Below are 18,859 nucleotides of genomic sequence, written 5' to 3'. Positions count from 1 at the left end.
CCATGGGACAAATTAAACTGAATCAAGTCACGAAGTCTTTTGGCGACGTCAATGTGATCCCGCCGCTGGATCTCACCATCGAAGACGGGGAGTTCACGGTCTTTGTTGGTCCGTCGGGCTGCGGTAAATCCACCCTTCTGCGTCTGATCGCCGGTCTCGAAGACATTTCCAGCGGGCAGATCCAGATCGATGGTCAGGACGCAACGAACGTGCCGCCCGCCAAGCGCGGTCTGGCGATGGTGTTCCAGTCCTACGCCCTCTATCCGCATATGTCGGTGCGCAAGAACATTGCCTTCCCGATGAAAATGGCGGGCATTGACGAGGCCGAGCAGAACCGGCGCATTGAGAGCGCAGCCAAAGCCCTGAACCTCACCGATTATCTGGACCGGCGTCCCGGCCAGCTTTCGGGCGGTCAGCGTCAGCGTGTGGCCATTGGTCGGGCTATAGTCCGCGAACCGGCGGCGTTCCTCTTCGACGAACCGCTGTCGAACCTCGATGCCGCGCTCCGCGTGGGAATGCGGCTTGAGATCAGCGAGCTGCACAAGCGCCTGAAGACCACGATGATCTACGTGACGCACGATCAGGTCGAAGCCATGACCATGGCTGACAAGATCGTCGTCCTGCGCGCGGGCAATATCGAGCAGGTGGGTAGCCCGCTCGACCTCTACCACAACCCGCGCAACGAGTTCGTGGCAGGCTTCATCGGCTCTCCCAAGATGAACCTCGTCACTGGCGCTGAGGCTCAAAAGCACGGGGCCACCACCGTTGGCATCCGACCCGAGCATATTGATGTGAGCACCACCGAGGGCACCTGGAAAGGCCGTGTGGGCGTGGCCGAGCATCTGGGCTCTGACACGTTCCTCCACATCCACGACACGGGTCTGGCCGACCTGGTAACGGTTCGCATCAACGGCGACATTCAGGTCAGCCACGGCGACGACATCTATCTGACGCCTCAGCTGGACAAATTGCACAAGTTTGGGGCCGACGGTCTTCGGATCAACTGATCCCGTCAGAGCTCAGTCCCCCACGCCGCCCGGGTTGCTTCGGGCGGCGTTTTTTCTTTGCGTGTGACAGATCACCTTGGGCACCGTATCCTCGGTCCGAGCAGCCCGTCACGCGGAGGAAGAGATGAACCTAGCCAGATTAGCCCGAGAGGCCGAAGACCGTGGTCGTCCCATTCGGGCCGGGTTGATCGGGAGTGGTAAATTCGGTTCGATGTTCCTCAGTCAGGTCCCGACGATTCCGGGTCTTGAGGTCAGCGTCATTGCCGATCTATCTCCTGATCGGGCGCAAGCGGCGTGTCGGAACGTGGGCTGGGACGATGATCGCATTGCAGCGACCCGGTTTGTGGAGGATGGCAAAGCCCTCGCGTGGTCAGATGATGTAGACGTGGTGATCGAAGCCACCGGTAATCCCCGTGCCGGCATCGACCACGCGGAGGCGGCTCTGTCGGGGGGCAAACATGTGGTCATGGTCAACGTTGAGGCCGACGTGCTGGTTGGGCCGCTCCTTGCGCAGCAAGCCCGTGCGGCCGGTCTTTGTTATTCCATGGCCTATGGCGACCAACCCGCGCTGGTCTCCGAGATGGTGGACTGGGCGCGTGCATCGGGGTTTCACGTCGCCGCAGCAGGCAAAGGCACCAAATACCTGCCAGCCTATCACGCGGTGACCCCGGACACGGTCTGGACCCATTACGGGCTCACTCCAGGTGAGGCGCAGGGGGCCGGGATGAACCCCCAGATGTTCAATTCCTTTCTCGACGGGACCAAGAGCGCTATCGAGATGGTGGCGATCGCCAATGCCTGTGGGTTGGATGTGCCCGATGACGGGCTGAGCTTTCCACCCTGCGGTGTCGATGATCTCGCCCATGTCCTGCGCCCCCGTGATCTTGGCGGACAGCTCGAGCGGCGGGGATTGGTCGAAACCGTGTCCTCGCTGGAACGCGATGGTCGGCCGGTGTTTCGGGATCTGCGCTGGGGCGTCTATGTCGTCATCGAGGCGCCCAACGATTATGCGGCCGCGTGCTTTCGCCAGTATGGCTTGCCTACCGACGCGACGGGTCGGTTTGCCGCCATGTATAAGCCCTTTCACCTGATCGGGCTGGAACTGTCGGTCTCGGTCTTGAGCGCTGCTTTGCGGTGTGAGCCGACGGGGCAGGCGCGTGAGATGCGCGGCACTGTCGCGTCTGTGGCAAAGCGGGATCTGACCGCTGGCGAAACTCTTGATGGAGAGGGCGGATATACTGTGTGGGGCCGTGCCATGCCTCGGGCGAAGGCCGGTCACGCGCTGCCCATTGGCCTCGCGCACGGGGTCTGTCTGAAACGGAACATCAAAGTCGGTGGGATGCTGACTTTGGATGACGTCGATCTCGGAGATGATCCCACGCTGAAAATGTACCGCGCCGCGATGGGTGCCTGACAATCATCCTCTCTCAGCTCTGCCAGTTGGACAGAGCTCTTGATGCAAGTGTCGGTCACGCATGGCTCAAGCACGGACAGTTGACGACATGCGCCCTATTTGGATATACAGATGTATAAACTTAAGGGGCGTTCCATGATTCAGTCGAAGATCCGCAAGGTCGGGAATTCCGCCGTGATGACCCTGACCGCTGATATGCTCGCGCTCCTTGATGCCAAGGAAGGCGATACTCTGTACGTTGTTCGCACGGATGATGGCGGGTTGAAGCTGATGACGGAGAACCCGGAATTACAGTCTGCGCTGGCTGCCGCAGAGGTGGTTATGGATGAGAACCGCGAGCTGCTTCAGGCTCTTGCATGACATCCTGGGTGTGGGTGCCCTTGGCTGCCCTGCACATTGTCCACGACCGCCAGATCGCGCGGCACGGCGGCGCGCCCGGGACGCGTGATACGGCATTGCTGGAGATGGGCTGCATGCGGGCCGTCAATCTCGCCACCTATGAGACACCGGATGTCTTCGACCTTGCAGCGGCGTATGCCTACGGGATCGCCAAGGCTCACGCTTTCGTCGACGGAAACAAACGGACCGCTTTCGTTGCCGCTTTTACCTTCCTGCGATTGAACGGCATCGCTCTTCGACCTGATCCGGGTGAGGGCGTCCGGATGATGGAAGACCTGGCGGCCGACCTGATCGCCGAAGCGGATGTCGCAGATCTGCTCCGCGACTTGTGGTCCGCCTCGCGGACGGACCGACACCGAAGTCACCCGGAGCGTGACTCCCGGGGTTGACCGGTGGCGGGCCAACCTGGCTTTAGTATCGCTCAGCGAGAACGGCCGGTATGCCACTGCGGAGGATGTTGTGCTGGCGGAGGCGGCTGGCGCAATCCTCTCCAGCCGCAAAGCTGCCGGTCCATTACCCGCAGGATGCATGTTGTTCCACGGGGCAAAAATAACTGCGGGAGGTCGACTGGCGTGGCGAGACAGAAGATATTCCGTCTCCGGAGACCTCTCGGCATAGTTCGATGCCCGGCCGCTGGCTCTGGGTGAAAAGCGGTTCTTACAGGCAGCAATCGCACTCACAGGGGATTACAATGGTCTTTTTGACGGATCTGGGGGCCGCGGGAGCCAAACAGCGCTGGAGCGGTTTACCAGGAGGGAATTCGATATCGCGAAATCCGCCAATGCCCATGTCGGATTGCTGACGCTACTGACGCTTTCACGTATGGAGGAGGAAGGTTGCCGTCCGAAATATGCGCCGAAGTTGGGGATTTCTATGCTCCTGCCCTTGGATCGGCTCGATCGGACACTGCGCGCCGATGTGATGGAACGCGGGATGCATCGCGACAAGGATCTGACGGTCATTCTCGAAGACCTTGGCAGCGCTGCTCTGATTGAGCTGCACGATAGGCTGGAACGATCTCCGGATCGACCCTGGCGGGCCTACATGCTCTGCGACGAAAAAGATCTGAATAACATCTGTCGAGACGCGCAGCTGACTCATGTATGCCCGCAGCAACAGGATCGGGGGACCATGGTCAACGGTCGTCATCATTGCGGCCCGTGATCTGCAGCCTGACGTCGCTCTGGTCTCGGGAAGTCTCCAGATCGGTGAGGCGACCCAATTTCTACGCGTCGAAACCGGGCTGCTGACGCGCTTTGCGTGGGAAATTGCCGAGGCTCCCGGCGAGCATCGCGCCGATGTGGTGGCAGAACCGGCCGAGACAGCCCCTGCCGGCGGCGAGACATCAATGTGGACCGCGTTCTTCGTGACCGACGACGGTGTTACACAGACAAATCCGCATGTGGTCTAAGAATACAGCATCGTGGCGCGTGCCGGCAAGCCAGCACAGGTCCAGAGCGTAAATTCAACCTTCAATCTCACCGCTCTCGCATTCACAGCATCCATACAAGCAAGGGCTTTGCCCTTCGGGAGAGACGGCGTGGCGCTCAATGCCGACATCAAGATTGCCGGATTTCCTGAGCGGGATCTCCTCGACGGATTGACGGTGGGCCGGGGTGTCGTCTCCTCGATGAAGAGGCTTGGCAGAGATGAGACAAGCATCCAGATCTCCGCACCGGTGCAGCCCGGCAATAGCGGCGGACCGGCGATCAACAGTTAGGATGCCGTGATCGGCGTTGTCGTTTCGAAGCTGAACGCACTCGCAGACGAGACGGGAGATATCGCGCAGAATGTGAAATTTGCGGTCCGCGGGACTGTGGCGAAGCTCTTCCTGTCCGCAAATGGCCTCTCCTATACCGAAGTTGATCGGGGGGATCCGCGGTCGCCTGAGGCTGCGGCTGAACTGTTGCCGTCCACTACGGTTCTCGTGGAGTGTGATCGCCGCTTGGTAGCGATCCCACAGGGTCTCTCTTGCGACTGATGGGGCATACGGATCCCCGACGCTGAGCGACCTGAGCAAACGGCAGATCTGGCGCTACACGAGACCTGCATCCAGAGTACCACTGCCGGTCTCAGACGAGACGTCTCTCAGAGCGACCCTTGCAGAGAAGACGCCGTCGCTGTAAGCGAGCCTACCGGTCGCAGCCTACCCGGTTATCAAAACAAGGGTTAAAAATGAAAACACTCGTGATTTGCTCGGGCGGGCTCGACTCCGTGTCTCTGGCCCATATCGTCTCCGCAGAGCACCAGCTGACCCGACTCGTGTCCTTTGACTACGGCCAGCGCCATCGTAAAGAGCTGGACTACGCCGCGTCGGCCGCTGTTCGACTGGGCGTGCCGCATCACCTCATTGATATGCGGACCATCGGCGCTGCCCTGACGGGCTCCGCGCTAACCGATGACATCGACGTCCCTGACGGGCATTATGCCGAAGACACCATGCGTATCACCGTTGTTCCTAACCGAAACGCGATCATGCTCGCGATCGGTTTTGGAATCGCGGCGGCCAATGGGGATGACGCGGTCGCGACGGCTGTTCACGGGGGAGATCACTTTATTTATCCCGACTGCCGTCCCGAGTTTACAACAGCCTTTGACGCAATGCAGCGTCAGGCCCTCGACGGCTATGCGGATGTGCAACTCTATACCCCGTTCGTCACCCGCTCGAAGGCCGACATCGTTGCGGATGGGGCGAAACATGGTACGCCATTCGCCGAGACATGGTCCTGCTACAAGGGTGGCGCCGTTCATTGCGGGCGGTGTGGGACATGTGTCGAGCGGCGAGAAGCGTTTCATCTCGCGGGAGTCGAAGACCCCACATCCTATGCCGACCCCGATTACTGGACCACGGCCATTGAGGCGAAGGAGGCATCCTGATGTACCGGATTCGTAAGGAATTCCACTTCTCCGCCTCGCACCAACTGACCCATTTGCCGGACGATCATCAATGTGCCCGTCTGCATGGGCACAACTATATCGTGGTGGTCGAGCTGGCCTCAGAGACGCTGAATGCGGATGGGTTCGTGCGTGACTACCACGATCTGAAGCCGTTGAAGGTCTATATTGATGACACATTCGACCATCGTCACCTGAACGACGTCATGGATGTGCCGTCCACCGCAGAGAACATGGCCAAACATTTCTACGACTGGTGCAAATCCCGCTGGCCGGAAACGAGCGCCGTACAGGTCAGCGAGACGCCCAAAACCTGGGCCGAATATCGCCCGTGACGGTTCTGCGCATCGCCGAGATCTTCGGCCCGACCATTCAGGGCGAAGGCGCTCTGATCGGGGAACCAACCCTGTTCGTTCGCGCCGGTGGGTGTGATTATCGCTGCGTGTGGTGCGATAGTCTTCATGCCGTGGAAAGCCGCTATCGCCACACATGGGCGCCAATGTCGTCAGAGGACGTCTGGGCCGAGTTGCGGCACCTGTCCGGAGATCAGCCGGTCACGATTTCGCTCAGCGGTGGTAACCCGGCAATTCAGGACTTTGGACCGGTCATCGCACTTGGACGCGCGGCGGGTTACCGTTTTGCCTGCGAAACCCAGGGCTCGCTCGCCCGGGGCTGGTTCGGCGCGCTCGACACACTGGTTCTGTCGCCCAAGCCGCCTTCCAGTGGCGAGACCGTGGACTGGAGCGTTTTTGCCGATTGTGTCGAGGCAGGTCGCGCTGCGCGCAGCACGGTTATGAAGATCGTCGTGTTTGACCAAGCCGACTTTGACTGGGCCAAAGACGCCCATGCGCGCCATCCGGACCTGCCGCTCTATCTCCAGCCCGGGAATCCTGAGGTGGACCCTGAGATACCGGTCGATCCCCAAGCGCTGGCGGATCGACTGGGGTGGTTGACCGGACTCGCTATGGAAGACCGGTGGTTTACCCCCCGCATTCTGCCGCAGCTTCATGTTCTGATCTGGGGGAACAAGCGCGGCGTCTGACCGTCTTTCGGCGTCCGATCAGGCGGGTTCTATATCGCTTTCAACCAGTCCGGCCAGCGCAGCGGCAGCTTGTTTGAGGTTGTCGAGGCACGAGAGCGCCTGATCGGCGTCGAAGCGCTGCGTCGGCGCGTGGAAGGACAGGGTGACCATCAGCCGCCCGTTGGGATCCTGCACCGGAACAGCCAGTGCGACCATTCCATCCATAAATTCCGAGCGATCGAGCGCATAGCCCTGAGACCGAATGCGCGACAGTTCGTCCATCAGTGCGTCGGGGTCGGTGAGGGTGTTTGGCGTGTGCGCTTCAAGACGCGTCGCGGCCACGTAACTCTTGAGATGATTGCTGGCCAGACTGCTGAGATAGAGCTTGCCACTGGCGGTGCAATAGAAGGGCACGCGCGTGCCGATGGGCAACTGGATCCGCAGCGGCCATTCGGTCTCGACGCGCTCCAGATAGATCATCGCGTCGCGGTCGGGCAGAGCGATGTTGCAAGTCTCGCCGATCTCGCGACTGAGCCGGCGCAGGATGGCTTGCCGGGCGGTACGGATCCGGAGCGAAGACAAAACACCCCCGGCCAGCGTACGCAGACGCGGGCCGGGGGAATACGTACGACCGTCGATGTCCTGTTGTAGGAAGCCCTCGTCCGTGAGGGTAGAAAAAAGGCGATGGATGGTGGGCTTGGGCAGGCCCAGGTGAGCGTTGACCTCAGTCGGGGTGACAGGTACCCCGGCCCGGGCGATTTCCTCGATCACCAGCAAGAGACGCAGATTGGTCGGGATCGTCGCACTCTTATCCCCATCCATCGCGTATCATCCTACCGTTGCGGTAGCAGGGCTGTGGACAGCGACGGCACCAGTGCCACGATGATCCAGACAGTCAGCAGCGCTACCAGGTAGACCATCGCATAGCGGAGCAGGCGGAAATAGGGAACACCCGTCACCCCGGAAGCCACGTAGAGGTTCAGCCCGTATGGCGGCGTGATGAAGCCAATGGACGCGCCCACGAGGAACACCACCGCGAATTGCACCGGCTCGATTCCCACCGAATGGGCGATAGGGGCGAGGATCGGCGCGAGGATGATGGTAACAGGCAGGCTTTCGAGCACCATCCCGGCGACGAAGACGATGGCCATCGAGGTGAAGAGCACGGCGTGATAGCCGCCCATGGAGGTGACGAAATTACCGATGGTTTCCTGCGCGCCCAGCACCGACAGGATCTGCTGCATCACCACTGAAACGGCAATGAGCGGCGCGAGGATGCCCGTGATCTGCGCTGAACGCATGGTGATCGAGGGCAGTTCCAGCGGGCTGAACCCTTCGACGACCAGCATCTCGGCAAAGGATTTCTCGCTGACGGGCTTTTCCTTGGCGCCACCAATGAGCTTATAGAGCGGCAGGCACAGGAACCCGACGATAACACAGAACCCCACGGTGACACCTGCGGCTTCCGTGGGCGAGAATTTCCCTGTGTAGATGCCCCAGAGCACGAGCCCGATGGCGAAGAAACCCAGCCACGCGCCGATGGCGGTCTTGATGATCCGGGACGGGCTGAGGGCGATGATATAGCCCCAGCCGTTTTTCCAGCACACGAGGAAGCAGGCCAGCATCATGCCCAGAACCATCATCGTGCCCGGGATAATCCCCGCTACGAAGAGATCGGAAATCGGCAGGTTCATCAGGAACCCGTAGACGATGAAGATGATCGAGGGCGGGATGATGATCCCCACCGTACCGCCTGCGGCGGCGGTGGCGGCGGAGAAGCGTTCGTCATAGCCGCCCTTGACCATTTCCGGGTGGAGCATGGAGCCGATGGTGGCCGTGGTGGCCGAGTTCGACCCGGAGATCGCCGCAAACAGCCCGCAGGCCCCGAGCGACGCCATGGCGAGGCCACCGCGGATCCAGCCAAGGCAGGCATAGGCAAAATCGCTGAGCCGTCTTGCGATGCCCGAGCGGTTGATCAGATCCCCGGTGAGGATGAAGAGCGGCATGGCCAGCAGCGCAAAGCCGTCGGTGAACACATCCGCCAGCGCTGCGCCGATATTGTCCAGCGGCATCCCGAGGAGAAAGGACATGCCGATCACCCAGTAGCCGATGACGAGGAACACCGGCACGCCCAGCATGAAAAGAACGGTGACGCCGATGGAGATCAGGGTCACGATGGTTGAATCGGCCATGTCAGTCGCCTCCGATCACGGCTTGCTGCAAGAGCGGCGCGCCGGTGCGGTAGTTGTCAAAGTCGGTCAAGAGGTTCTCCAGAACCCGCGCCACCAGGACGGTAAAGGCCAGCGGGACCGAGACAAGAAACCACCATTGCATCACGTTGTCGGTGCCCAGCATGATCTGGAAATTCGAGGCCGAGTTCACCGCGACCCGGGTGGAGGTGACGACGACAATCCACGAGAACCCGATCCAGAGCGCGGCATCGAGGATCAGGCAGGCCATTTGTCCGACGCGAGGCATGGCCCCCCGAAATTCGGCAAAGGCCAGATGGGTCCGGAGCTTGACGTTATAGCTGCACCCGAACCACGTCATGATCAGGAACAGGAAAGGGGGCAGGGTGGTGGACCACGGTGCCTGCTGCGACAGGACGAACCGCCGGAACACTTCGACAAAGATGATGCCGCCGATCGCCAGATAGGAGACCACCATGACGGTGGACTCGAAATTACGCTCCAGCCATGGGCTCAGGCGATAGGCGAACAGGATCAGCACCGCCACGGCCATCATCGCGATCAGGCCCAGCGGCCAGATGGCGGGCTGGGTCATCGCTTCGCTCAGCATCCATGAATCGCCGTCGGCCAGGGCCGAGAAGATCTCTCCCGCACCCTGAAATAGTCCGGTCATGCCCCATTCCTCCCTTTGGGTCATAAATCCGGGTCACGTCGTCACGCGGCCCCGGGTAAGGCCGGCGCGTGATCTCGCGCACCGGCCGGTTTTGACTTTGCTCAGGCCGAGCGCCACCAGCGGGTGGGGGAGACGTTCTCGGGCTTCGTGTCCGCTGGGATCTGCCGGGCGACGTCGTAGATCGTCTGATAGGTGTCCATGCCACCAGCCCACTTATCGAGACGGTCGCGCCACTGGGCCCACGGATCGGGATTGAACTCGGGCGAGCACATTTCCTCGGCCATCTTGATCTGATCATCCGCGAGGAAAGCCGGGGTCACGTCATTCTCGGCGAAGATCGTGCCGGGCAGTTGCGGATCGCTGAAGCCCACGGTTTTCACCAGCGCGGCTTCATTGGCGGCCTGCACATGGACCTGCGCCAGATAGGCGGATTCCATCACCGCGTCCTGAAGGTGCCCTTCGAGGCCGTCGAAGACCTTGGCGGACATGGAGGTGTGCTCGGTGCCGCAGAAGAAGCGCAGATCGACCGACTGGCTGACCACCGGCGCCATGTTGGCATAGGCCACTGCAGAGGCCCAGGTCTCGGCACCGTCGATCAGGCCCTGCTTTAGCCCGTCTAGGGTTTCTTCCCAGGCGACCGGCACCGGGTTGAGGTTCAGAAGTTGCATGGCAATCCGGCCCAGCTGGGTGCCGGTGACGCGGTTTTTCGTGCCGAACAGCTCTTCGAGCTTCGTCACCGTCGGCTTGCCCGCAAAGGACTGGCCCAACTGGATGCCGCGCAGTTCGCAATGGCTGAACAGGAATTTCAGCCCGTGACGCTGCTCCAGCGGCTCGCGCAGGACTTTCATCGACTCGGGGCTGTAGAGGAAATGATACTGCGAGGCACGGCTGGGGAACATATAGGCGTAGTCCAGCACGTTCAGATAGGGCGCGCCGCCAGCGGAGTTCTGGGTCGAGGCCGCATACATGTCGACAACGCCGAGCTGGGTTTTCTCGACGCAGTTTAGCTGGCCGCAAATCTGGTTGTCCCCGATGAATTCCACACGGATCTCGCCCTCGGTGCGCTCCTCCAGATCGCGGGCGAATTCCAGAACACCGGCCCGCTCGATGAGCAGGTTGCGCTCGTTAAAGCCCGACGCGCCGAGTTTGAGCGTGTGCTTTGCTTCCTTCGCGAATCGCTTTTCCGCGGTATGCTCGGCTGCCTTGGCGAGCTGCGGCAGCGTCGCCGCGCCCGTCAGGGCGCCAGCGCCGAGCAGAACGGACGACATGCCATACTGGCCCGACAGGCGCAGGAGATCCCGGCGCGAGATGCGGCTCAGAGTTTTTGATACTTTCATTTTTTCCTCCCGGTTCGCAAATATTGATACTTGCAGTCTCAATAATGATAGTATTATTGCTTGCGTGGCAAGAAAAAGATTTCTTGGCGCAGAGGTTCGGGGGGAGACCGGGACATGGCGGAGAGGATTGCGGATTATGTGATCGTTGGAGCGGGCTCTGCCGGATGCGTTCTCGCGAATCGCCTCTCGGCCGATCCACAGAACAGCGTCGTGCTGCTAGAGGCGGGCGGGCGGGACTGGAATCCGTGGATCCACATCCCCGTCGGCTATTTCCGCACCATGCATAATCCGAGCGTGGACTGGTGTTACCGCACCGAGCCCGATCCGGGTCTCAATGGCCGCCAGCTCGACTGGCCGCGAGGCAAGGTTCTGGGTGGGTCGTCCTCACTGAACGGACTTCTCTATGTGCGTGGCCAGCCACAGGATTACGACCGCTGGCAGCAGATGGGCAATCCGGGCTGGGGCTGGGATCAGGTGCTGCCGCTCTTCAAGCGGTCCGAGCGGCAAGAGCGCGGTGCCAGTGAGTTTCACGGCGCGGACGGGTCGCTCTCGGTGTCGAATATGCGGCTGTCGCGGCCCATTTGCGATGCCTGGGTCGAGGCCGCGCAGGCGGCGGGTTACCCGTTCAATCCCGACTATAACGGCGCCACGCAGGAGGGCGTCGGGTACTTTCAGCTGACCGCTCACAAAGGACGGCGCTGCTCCAGCGCTGTAGCGTTCCTGCGTCCGGTGAAGGATCGCGAGAACCTCACCGTGATCACCGGTGCGCAGGCCAGCCGGTTGACCTTCGACGGGCGCCGGGTGACCGGGGTCGTCTATCGCGACCGCTCAGGGACCGAGCAAAGGGTCAGAGCAGGGCGCGAGGTGGTGCTGTCCTCCGGAGCCATTGGCTCGCCGCATCTCCTGATGCTCTCAGGGATCGGGGAGGCGGAACAGCTCCGGGCAGCGGGTGTGGAGGTGCGTCACGATCTGCCCGGCGTGGGCAAAAACCTTCAGGACCACCTGCAAGCCCGGCTGGTCTTCAAATGTAACGAGCCCACGCTGAATGACGAGGTGCGCAGTCTGGTGAACAAGGCGCGCATTGCCCTGAAATACGCGCTCTTCCGCTCCGGGCCGATGACCATGGCGGCGAGTCTTGCCACCGGCTTCATGCGCACCGGCCCCCATGTGGAGACGCCCGACATTCAGTTCCACGTCCAGCCTTGGTCAGCGGACAGTCCGGGCGAGGGGGTGCATCCGTTTTCCGCCTTTACCATGTCGGTCTGTCAGCTCAGACCCGAAAGCCGGGGGGAGATCCGGATCGCGTCGTCCGACCCGCGCACCTATCCGAAGATCCACCCGCGGTATCTGTCGACCGAAACCGACTGCCAGACCGTCACCGCCGGGGTAAAGATAGCCCGCAGGATCGCAGAGTTCGAACCGCTCAAGGGCAAGATTTCCGCTGCCTACCGGCCCGACAACACCCTGGACATGGAGGATGACGCGGGCACTCTGGAGTGGGCGCGAAATTTCTCCACGACGATCTACCATCCCACCGGCACCTGCAAGATGGGCCCCGGTCCCGACGCCGTGGTCGATGCCCGATTGCGGGTCCATGGGATTGAGGGTCTGCGGATCGCCGATTGTTCCATCATGCCAGAAATCGTTTCTGGTAATACCAACGCACCTGCGATCATGATCGGCGAGAAAGCCTCGGATATGATCCTCGAAGACCACACCGCCTGACCCCGGAATACCCTGTTTGAAAGGACGAGACACGCCATGAAGATGACCACCGAAGAAGCCTTCGTCAAAACCCTGCAAAAGCACGGCATCCGCCATGCTTTCGGCATTATCGGCTCGGCCATGATGCCGATTTCGGACCTGTTCCCAAAGGCCGGTATCACCTTCTGGGACTGCGCCCATGAGGGCAGCGCCGGCATGATGGCCGATGGCTACACCCGCGCGACCGGCGAGATGAGCATGATGATCGCCCAGAACGGGCCGGGCATCACGAATTTCGTCACCGCTGTAAAAACCGCCTATTGGAACCACACGCCGCTCCTGCTGGTCACGCCGCAAGCCGCAAACAAGACCATCGGTCAGGGGGGCTTTCAGGAAGTCGAGCAGATGAAGCTGTTCGAAGACATGGTGGCCTATCAGGAGGAGGTGCGCGACCCGACCCGCATCGCCGAGGTTCTGGCCCGTGTGATCGGCAAGGCGCATCATCTCTCCGCCCCTGTGCAGATCAACATCCCGCGGGATTTCTGGACGCAGGTCGTGGATATCGAGCTGCCCACCGCCGTTGAATTCGAGCGCGCCGCCGGTGGTGAAAAAGCCGTGGCCGAGGCTGCCAAACTGATGTCCGAAGCGAAGAACCCGGTGATCCTGAACGGGGCCGGTGTCGTGCTTTCGGATGGCGGGATCGCCGCAAGTCAGGCGCTGGCCGAACGGCTCGATGCGCCGGTCTGCGTGGGCTACCAACACAATGACGCGTTTCCCGGCTCGCACCCGCTTTTTGCCGGACCGCTGGGCTATAACGGATCGAAGGCCGGGATGGAGCTGATCAAGGAAGCCGATGTGGTCCTCTGCCTCGGAACCCGTCTGAATCCGTTCTCGACCCTGCCGGGCTACGGGATGGAGTACTGGCCCGCCGACGCGAAGATCATTCAGGTGGACATCAACCCTGACCGCATCGGCCTGACCAAAAAGGTTTCCGTGGGCATCGTGGGGGATGCCGCCAAGGTCGCCCGGGGTATCTTGTCTCAGCTCTCCGATACGGCCGGGGATGCGGGCCGCGAGGAGCGCAAGGCGAAGATCGCCGAGACCAAATCCCGCTGGGCACAGCAGCTGTCCTCTATGGATCACGAAGACGACGATCCTGGCACCTCCTGGAACGAGCGCGCCCGTGCCGCCAAGCCCGACTGGATGAGCCCCCGCATGGCGTGGCGCGCGATCCAGAGCGCCCTGCCGCGCGAAGCGATCATCTCCTCCGACATCGGTAATAACTGCGCGATCGGCAACGCCTATCCCAGCTTCGACGAGGGTCGCAAATACCTCGCGCCGGGTCTCTTCGGTCCGTGCGGCTACGGTTTGCCTGCCATTGTTGGTGCCAAGATCGGCTGCCCGAATGTGCCGGTGGTTGGCTTTGCCGGGGACGGCGCCTTTGGCATCGCGGTGAACGAGCTGACCGCCATCGGCCGCAAGGAATGGCCCGCCGTCACCCAGATCGTCTTCCGCAATTACCAGTGGGGCGCGGAAAAGCGGAACTCGACCCTCTGGTTCGACGACAATTTCGTCGGTACCGAGCTGGATGAGCAGGTGAGCTACGCGGGCATCGCCAAGGCGTGCGGCTTGCAAGGCGTCGTCGCCCGGACCATGGACGAGCTCACCGCTGCGTTGGAACAGGCCATCGAGGACCAGATGAAGCACGGCAAGACCACGCTCATCGAGGCGATGATCAATCAGGAACTGGGTGAACCCTTCCGTCGTGACGCGATGAAGAAGCCCGTGGCCGTCGCTGGCGTCGACGCGAGCGACATGGCGGCAGAGTAAACTCCCCGGCCTCCGGCCCTATGGGGTCGGGGGTCGTTCCTAGCGTCCCCAAAGGCACCTCCCATGACCGACGCGTATCTCGCCCTGAACGCAGGCAGCTCCTCGATGAAGTTCGGGCTCTCCGAGGCCAGCGACCCGGCGGAGATCCTCCTGTCCGGCAGCGCCGAGCGGTTGGGCTCGGATGCGGCCACATTGGCGATCCGTGACGCGTACGGCAAACAGGTACAGGGCAGCCTCGGAGCCGCTGGTCATGGCGAGGCGCTGACCGAGCTTTGCGCGGCCATCTCCCGGCTCCGGCCAGAGCTGCGCATCACCGGCGTCGGACATCGCATCGTCCACGGCGGGACACACTTTAACGACCCGCTGCCGGTGACGCCTGAGGTGCTTCACGCGTTGCGCGAGCTGATCCCGTTGGCTCCTCTGCACCAGCCCCATGGCATTCTCGGGATCGAGACCGCGCAGGCGCAATTCCCCGAGGCAACCCACGTGGCGTGCTTCGACACAGCGTTCCACGCGGGCAAACCGTGGGTGCACGAAAGCTTCGCCCTTCCGCGGCAGTATTTCGACGAAGGGGTCCGGCGTTACGGGTTCCACGGTCTCGCCTGTGCCTCGATCTGCGATGCTCTGGAGCGCGGTGGCTATCCTCTCGCAGACCGCAAGATCGCTATAGCCCATCTGGGCAATGGCTGCTCCGTAACGGCGGTGGCCGGGGGGCGGTCGGTGGCGACCTCCATGGGATTTACGGCGCTCGACGGCCTCACCATGGGCACCCGCTGCGGGCGGATCGACCCCGGCGTGCTGCTGCATCTGATGAAGAACGGCTCGGACGCTGATGAGATTGAACGCGTTCTGTATCACCAGTCGGGGCTGCTTGGCCTGTCAGGGATGTCCAACGACATGCGCGACCTTGCCACCTCGGACGCCCCTGAGGCGGCCCAGGCCATCGCCTATTTCATCGAGCGGGTAATTGAGGAGATTGCCCGAATGGCGGCTGCGATGCGCGGGCTGGATTGCGTCGTGTTCAGCGGTGGGATCGGTGAAAACGCTGCCGATCTGCGCGACCGTATCACAGCGGGTCTGTCGTTCCTTCGTCGGTCTGACGGCAGCGCGCTGGAGATTTGCGTGGAACCTGCGAATGAGGAGCGCCAGATTCTGGTGACTCTTCACAGACTGGCACGCTGATCCAGCCGGGTGCATAACGGGCCTGCAGAAAAAGGCCGTCTCCCCCTTGAGATTCCAGTGACTGGAAGCCTTATATCCTGTCCGAATAAGGAAAAGGCGATCATCATGACCGGACAAGTTGAAGCGACACTGAGCATCGACGGAATGTCGTGCGCATCTTGTGTGGGCCGGGTCGAACGAACGCTGACAGCTCTGGACGGCGTATCCGATGTTTCCGTAAACCTCGCTGCCGAGACGGCCCGCCTGAGCCTTGATCGTCCGGACCGCCTCGCGGATGCCGCAGAGGCTTTGGACCATCTCGGCTATCCCGCGAGGACCGGGCAAGTGACCCTGAATGTGGCCTCCATGTCCTGCGCATCCTGTGTGGGACGCGTGGACAAGGCATTGGTGGAGGTTCCCGGGGTTCTGTCCGTGGCGGTGAATTTGGCTGCTGAAACAGCAACTGTGACTTTTCTCGAAGGCGCAACCTCGCCCGCCGGTCTGGCCGCGGCCGCAACCGCGGCAGGCTATCCGGCCGAGATCAGCGGGGCGAATGCCAGCCAGTCGCGCGTCGAGCGCAAGGCCGACGAAGCGGAGAACCTCCGGCGGAACGTGCTGCTCGCCGGGGCTCTGACTTTGCCGGTGTTCATTCTTGAGATGGGCGCGCATCTAATCCCGGCGTTCCACATGGCAATCCAGCACAGCATCGGGACACAGACCTCGTGGATGATCCAGTTCGTGCTGACGACGCTGGTCCTGTTCGGTCCGGGACGTCACTTCTTTGCGAAAGGAATCCCCGCGTTGCTCCGGGGCGCGCCGGACATGAACAGCCTTGTTGCGATGGGCACCGGCGCCGCATGGTCCTATTCTGTCGTGGCGACCTTCCTGCCGAGCCTGTTGCCTGAAGGGGTGCGCGCAGTTTATTTCGAAGCCGCCGCCGTGATCGTGGTCCTGATCCTGATTGGCCGCTGGCTCGAAGCGCGCGCGAAAGGCCGGACGGGAGCTGCAATTCAGGCACTACTCGGACTACAGGTGCGCACCGCTCAGGTCTTGCGGGGAGAGCAGTTCGTCGAAACGGATGTAGATGCTCTGACCACCGGGGATACGGTCCTTATTCGTCCCGGTGAGCGGGTTCCCGTAGACGGAGAGGTGGTCGATGGCACCAGCAATGTCGATGAGAGCATGATCACCGGAGAACCTGTGCCGGTTTCCAAATCGTCCGGCGCAACGGTGACCGGCGGAACAGTCAATGGCACTGGCAGTCTCACAGTCAGAGCGTTGCGGGTTGGTGCCGATACGACGCTGTCGCAGATCATTCGCATGGTCGAAGATGCACAAGGCGCCAAGCTGCCCATCCAGGGGCTGGTCGATCGCGTCACGATGTGGTTCGTGCCCGCAGTCATGGGTGTGGCCGCGCTGACAGTGCTCGCATGGTTGATCTTGGGTCCCGATCCGGCGCTGACATTAGCCTTGGTGGCGGGGGTCTCCGTCCTGATCATTGCTTGTCCCTGTGCCATGGGTTTAGCGACACCGACTTCGATCATGGTCGGAACGGGCAGGGCGGCCGAGATGGGCGTCCTGTTCCGCAAAGGTGATGCGCTTCAGGCTTTGGCCGAGGTCGACGTCATCGCGCTCGACAAAACCGGCACCGTGACCGAAGGGCGTCCAACACTGACCGATGTCGCGGTGGCAGGAGACTTCGACCGCGAGACGGTTCTTAGACTGATCTCAGCCGTCGAGGCCCAATCCGAGCACCCTATTGCCGAAGCGATTGTCCGGGGAGCGGAAAGTGAGGGCATTGACGTGCCACGGGCGGCAGAGTTCCGCTCGACCACCGGATATGGCGTCGCTGCGATAGTTGAAGGGCGTCACGTCATAGTGGGCGCCGACCGCTACATGCACCGCGAAGCAGTCGAGATGGCGCCGCTGACAGCGGTCGAGCGTGACCTGGCCCACCGAGGCAGGACCGCGCTCTATGCCGCTGTGGATGGTCAGCTGGCTGCTGTGATCGGTGTGAGCGATCCGGTCAAACCGACAAGTCGGGCGTCGATTGCCGCACTTCGGGAGCTTGGCTTTGAAGTCGCGCTGATCACGGGGGATAAGCAGGCCACCGCGGAATCAATCGCCAGAGAGACCGGAATCAACCATGTGATCGCTGGGGTCTTGCCAGACGGGAAAGTGGCGGCGCTTGACGATCTGCGGCACGGAAACCGCAAGGTTGCATTTGTCGGCGACGGGATCAACGATGCGCCCGCACTGGCCCATGCCGACGTTGGCATCGCGATCGGGACTGGCACGGATGTCGCCATTGAAAGCGCAGATGTTGTCCTCATGTCGGGCGATCTGCGTGGCGTGGTCAACGCGGTCGAGGTGTCCCGCAGAACGATGACGAACATCCGCCAAAATCTGGCATGGGCCTTTGGATACAACGTCGCGTTGATCCCCTTGGCTGCGGGCGTTCTTTATCCGGCCTTCGGGCTCTTGCTATCGCCCGTCTTTGCAGCAGGCGCCATGGCGCTCTCTTCGGTATCAGTCCTCACCAACGCCCTCCGTTTGCGTCGGATCGACCCAAGGATGAACGAGCGGCGCTGAATGATGGCAGACAGGAACACCTTTGGACAGGGGTCATAGCGGGTGGCGACGCGCCCCCAGTCCTTGAGCCTGCCGAACATGATTTCGATGCGGTTGCGCCGCTTGTATCTCCATTTGTCGGATCTGAACGGCGTCTTGCGTTTCTTCCGGCCCGGGATGCAGGCGCGTATCCCCTTGTCCTGCAGAGCTTTTCTGAACCAATCAGCGTCATAGCCGCGATCCCCGAGGAGCCATTTGACGCTTGGCAGGCCACTAAGCCGTGCCCGTGCGCCGATAGTATCGCTGACCTGTCCGGCGCCAGCCCGGCCAACTGATCTTCGTCCCTGTCACCGGACAGTGGGGTACTTTACCCCTGTCCATGAGAGGAGCACGCCATGGGACAGCATCGACGGAAATACACGGATGAGTTCAAAGGTTAGATGCGCTGTGCGCCACTGGTTCAAACACCGCATCGAACGCGGTTGACCGGCTTCATGAGCCAGGCGCGACGCAGGGCAGCGTTGCGAGAGAGCTGGGGATCACCGGCACGCAGCTGAAAACCTGGCGGCTGGAGATCGAGGCCTTCGGCTCGATGGAAGCGAAACACCGCCAGAAGGCCGATGCCGCCGAGCTGGAGCGGCTGCGCAAGGAGAACAAG

At 61.8% G+C, this 18,859-nt stretch carries 18 protein-coding genes and 1 pseudogene; 14 read left to right on the top strand and 5 right to left on the bottom strand.

Going from position 1 to position 18,859, the window contains the following annotated elements; all coding sequences use genetic code 11:
- Nucleotides 1–2 precede the first annotated feature (2 nt).
- The 9 genes from FEV53_RS12275 to queE all read left to right on the top strand — a co-directional run bounded on the left by FEV53_RS12275 (nucleotide 3) and on the right by queE (nucleotide 6,757).
- Nucleotides 3–1,007: an ABC transporter ATP-binding protein gene (locus FEV53_RS12275; protein WP_142835094.1), complete on the top strand. Its 1,005-nt coding sequence runs from the start codon at nucleotides 3–5 to the stop codon at nucleotides 1,005–1,007.
- A gap of 124 nt (nucleotides 1,008–1,131) precedes the next feature.
- Nucleotides 1,132–2,421, top strand: a complete 1,290-nt coding sequence (locus FEV53_RS12270; RefSeq protein WP_142835093.1) for an NAD(P)H-dependent oxidoreductase — start codon at nucleotides 1,132–1,134, stop codon at nucleotides 2,419–2,421.
- Between the two features lie 111 nt (nucleotides 2,422–2,532).
- Entirely contained in the window at nucleotides 2,533–2,781 is a 249-nt protein-coding gene (locus FEV53_RS12265) for an AbrB/MazE/SpoVT family DNA-binding domain-containing protein (protein WP_246100802.1), read from the top strand.
- A gap of 14 nt (nucleotides 2,782–2,795) precedes the next feature.
- Nucleotides 2,796–3,209 (top strand): type II toxin-antitoxin system death-on-curing family toxin, encoded by a 414-nt coding sequence (locus tag FEV53_RS12260; RefSeq protein WP_425465485.1) that lies wholly within the window; start codon nucleotides 2,796–2,798, stop codon nucleotides 3,207–3,209.
- A 710-nt stretch (nucleotides 3,210–3,919) separates the two neighbouring features.
- The gene (locus FEV53_RS12255; protein WP_142835091.1) at nucleotides 3,920–4,231 is read left to right on the top strand and encodes a hypothetical protein; all 312 of its coding nucleotides are present in this window, start codon (nucleotides 3,920–3,922) and stop codon (nucleotides 4,229–4,231) included.
- Nucleotides 4,232–4,243: 12 nt separating this feature from the next.
- Complete coding sequence (locus FEV53_RS12250) at nucleotides 4,244–4,540, top strand: trypsin-like peptidase domain-containing protein (protein WP_185962186.1); 297 nt, start codon at nucleotides 4,244–4,246, stop codon at nucleotides 4,538–4,540.
- 455 nt (nucleotides 4,541–4,995) lie between these two features.
- Nucleotides 4,996–5,697 carry a 7-cyano-7-deazaguanine synthase QueC gene (gene queC, locus FEV53_RS12245; protein WP_142835089.1) on the top strand — a complete coding sequence of 234 codons (702 nt, stop codon included), beginning with the start codon at nucleotides 4,996–4,998 and terminating at the stop codon, nucleotides 5,695–5,697.
- Entirely contained in the window at nucleotides 5,697–6,050 is a 354-nt protein-coding gene (queD, locus tag FEV53_RS12240) for a 6-carboxytetrahydropterin synthase QueD (RefSeq protein WP_142835088.1), read from the top strand. Before queC ends, queD begins: the two co-directional genes overlap by 1 nt.
- Nucleotides 6,047–6,757, top strand: a complete 711-nt coding sequence (gene queE / locus FEV53_RS12235) for a 7-carboxy-7-deazaguanine synthase QueE (protein ID WP_142835087.1) — start codon at nucleotides 6,047–6,049, stop codon at nucleotides 6,755–6,757. Before queD ends, queE begins: the two co-directional genes overlap by 4 nt.
- Before the next feature lie 18 nt (nucleotides 6,758–6,775).
- On the opposite strand, the gene FEV53_RS12230 is transcribed toward queE, so the two are convergent.
- From FEV53_RS12230 to FEV53_RS12215, 4 genes are all read right to left on the bottom strand, one after another.
- The gene (locus FEV53_RS12230) at nucleotides 6,776–7,558 is read right to left on the bottom strand and encodes an IclR family transcriptional regulator (protein WP_142835086.1); all 783 of its coding nucleotides are present in this window, start codon (nucleotides 7,556–7,558) and stop codon (nucleotides 6,776–6,778) included.
- Nucleotides 7,559–7,569: 11 nt separating this feature from the next.
- Nucleotides 7,570–8,928, bottom strand: a complete 1,359-nt coding sequence (locus FEV53_RS12225; RefSeq protein WP_142835085.1) for a TRAP transporter large permease — start codon at nucleotides 8,926–8,928, stop codon at nucleotides 7,570–7,572.
- Nucleotide 8,929: 1 nt separating this feature from the next.
- A complete protein-coding gene (locus tag FEV53_RS12220) occupies nucleotides 8,930–9,598 on the bottom strand; it encodes a TRAP transporter small permease (RefSeq protein WP_142835084.1) in 669 nt (222 codons plus the stop codon).
- A 101-nt stretch (nucleotides 9,599–9,699) separates the two neighbouring features.
- Entirely contained in the window at nucleotides 9,700–10,935 is a 1,236-nt protein-coding gene (locus tag FEV53_RS12215) for a TRAP transporter substrate-binding protein (RefSeq protein WP_142835083.1), read from the bottom strand.
- Between the two features lie 114 nt (nucleotides 10,936–11,049).
- Here FEV53_RS12215 and FEV53_RS12210 point away from each other — a divergent pair, with 114 nt between their 5' ends.
- The 4 genes from FEV53_RS12210 (at nucleotide 11,050) to FEV53_RS12195 (ending at nucleotide 18,222) form a co-directional block, all read left to right on the top strand.
- Complete coding sequence (locus FEV53_RS12210) at nucleotides 11,050–12,660, top strand: GMC family oxidoreductase (RefSeq protein WP_142835082.1); 1,611 nt, start codon at nucleotides 11,050–11,052, stop codon at nucleotides 12,658–12,660.
- A 36-nt stretch (nucleotides 12,661–12,696) separates the two neighbouring features.
- On the top strand, nucleotides 12,697–14,469 hold the full coding sequence (xsc, locus tag FEV53_RS12205; RefSeq protein ID WP_142835081.1) for a sulfoacetaldehyde acetyltransferase: 1,773 nt from the start codon (nucleotides 12,697–12,699) through the stop codon (nucleotides 14,467–14,469).
- A 63-nt stretch (nucleotides 14,470–14,532) separates the two neighbouring features.
- Entirely contained in the window at nucleotides 14,533–15,651 is a 1,119-nt protein-coding gene (locus tag FEV53_RS12200; RefSeq protein WP_142835080.1) for an acetate/propionate family kinase, read from the top strand.
- 105 nt (nucleotides 15,652–15,756) lie between these two features.
- The gene (locus FEV53_RS12195; protein ID WP_142835079.1) at nucleotides 15,757–18,222 is read left to right on the top strand and encodes a heavy metal translocating P-type ATPase; all 2,466 of its coding nucleotides are present in this window, start codon (nucleotides 15,757–15,759) and stop codon (nucleotides 18,220–18,222) included.
- A gap of 2 nt (nucleotides 18,223–18,224) precedes the next feature.
- On the opposite strand, the pseudogene FEV53_RS12190 reads toward FEV53_RS12195, so the two are convergent.
- Nucleotides 18,225–18,518: pseudogene (locus FEV53_RS12190) on the bottom strand (transposase); the annotation flags it as partial.
- A 128-nt stretch (nucleotides 18,519–18,646) separates the two neighbouring features.
- Here FEV53_RS12190 and FEV53_RS22115 point away from each other — a divergent pair.
- On the top strand, nucleotides 18,647–18,859 hold a 213-nt coding region (locus tag FEV53_RS22115; protein WP_142835137.1), incomplete at its 3' end, for a transposase.

Origin of the sequence: Palleronia caenipelagi (genome assembly GCF_007004065.1) — a bacterium.
In the GTDB taxonomy this organism is placed as follows: domain Bacteria; phylum Pseudomonadota; class Alphaproteobacteria; order Rhodobacterales; family Rhodobacteraceae; genus Palleronia; species Palleronia caenipelagi.
This window is presented reverse-complemented; position numbering and strand designations above follow the sequence as displayed.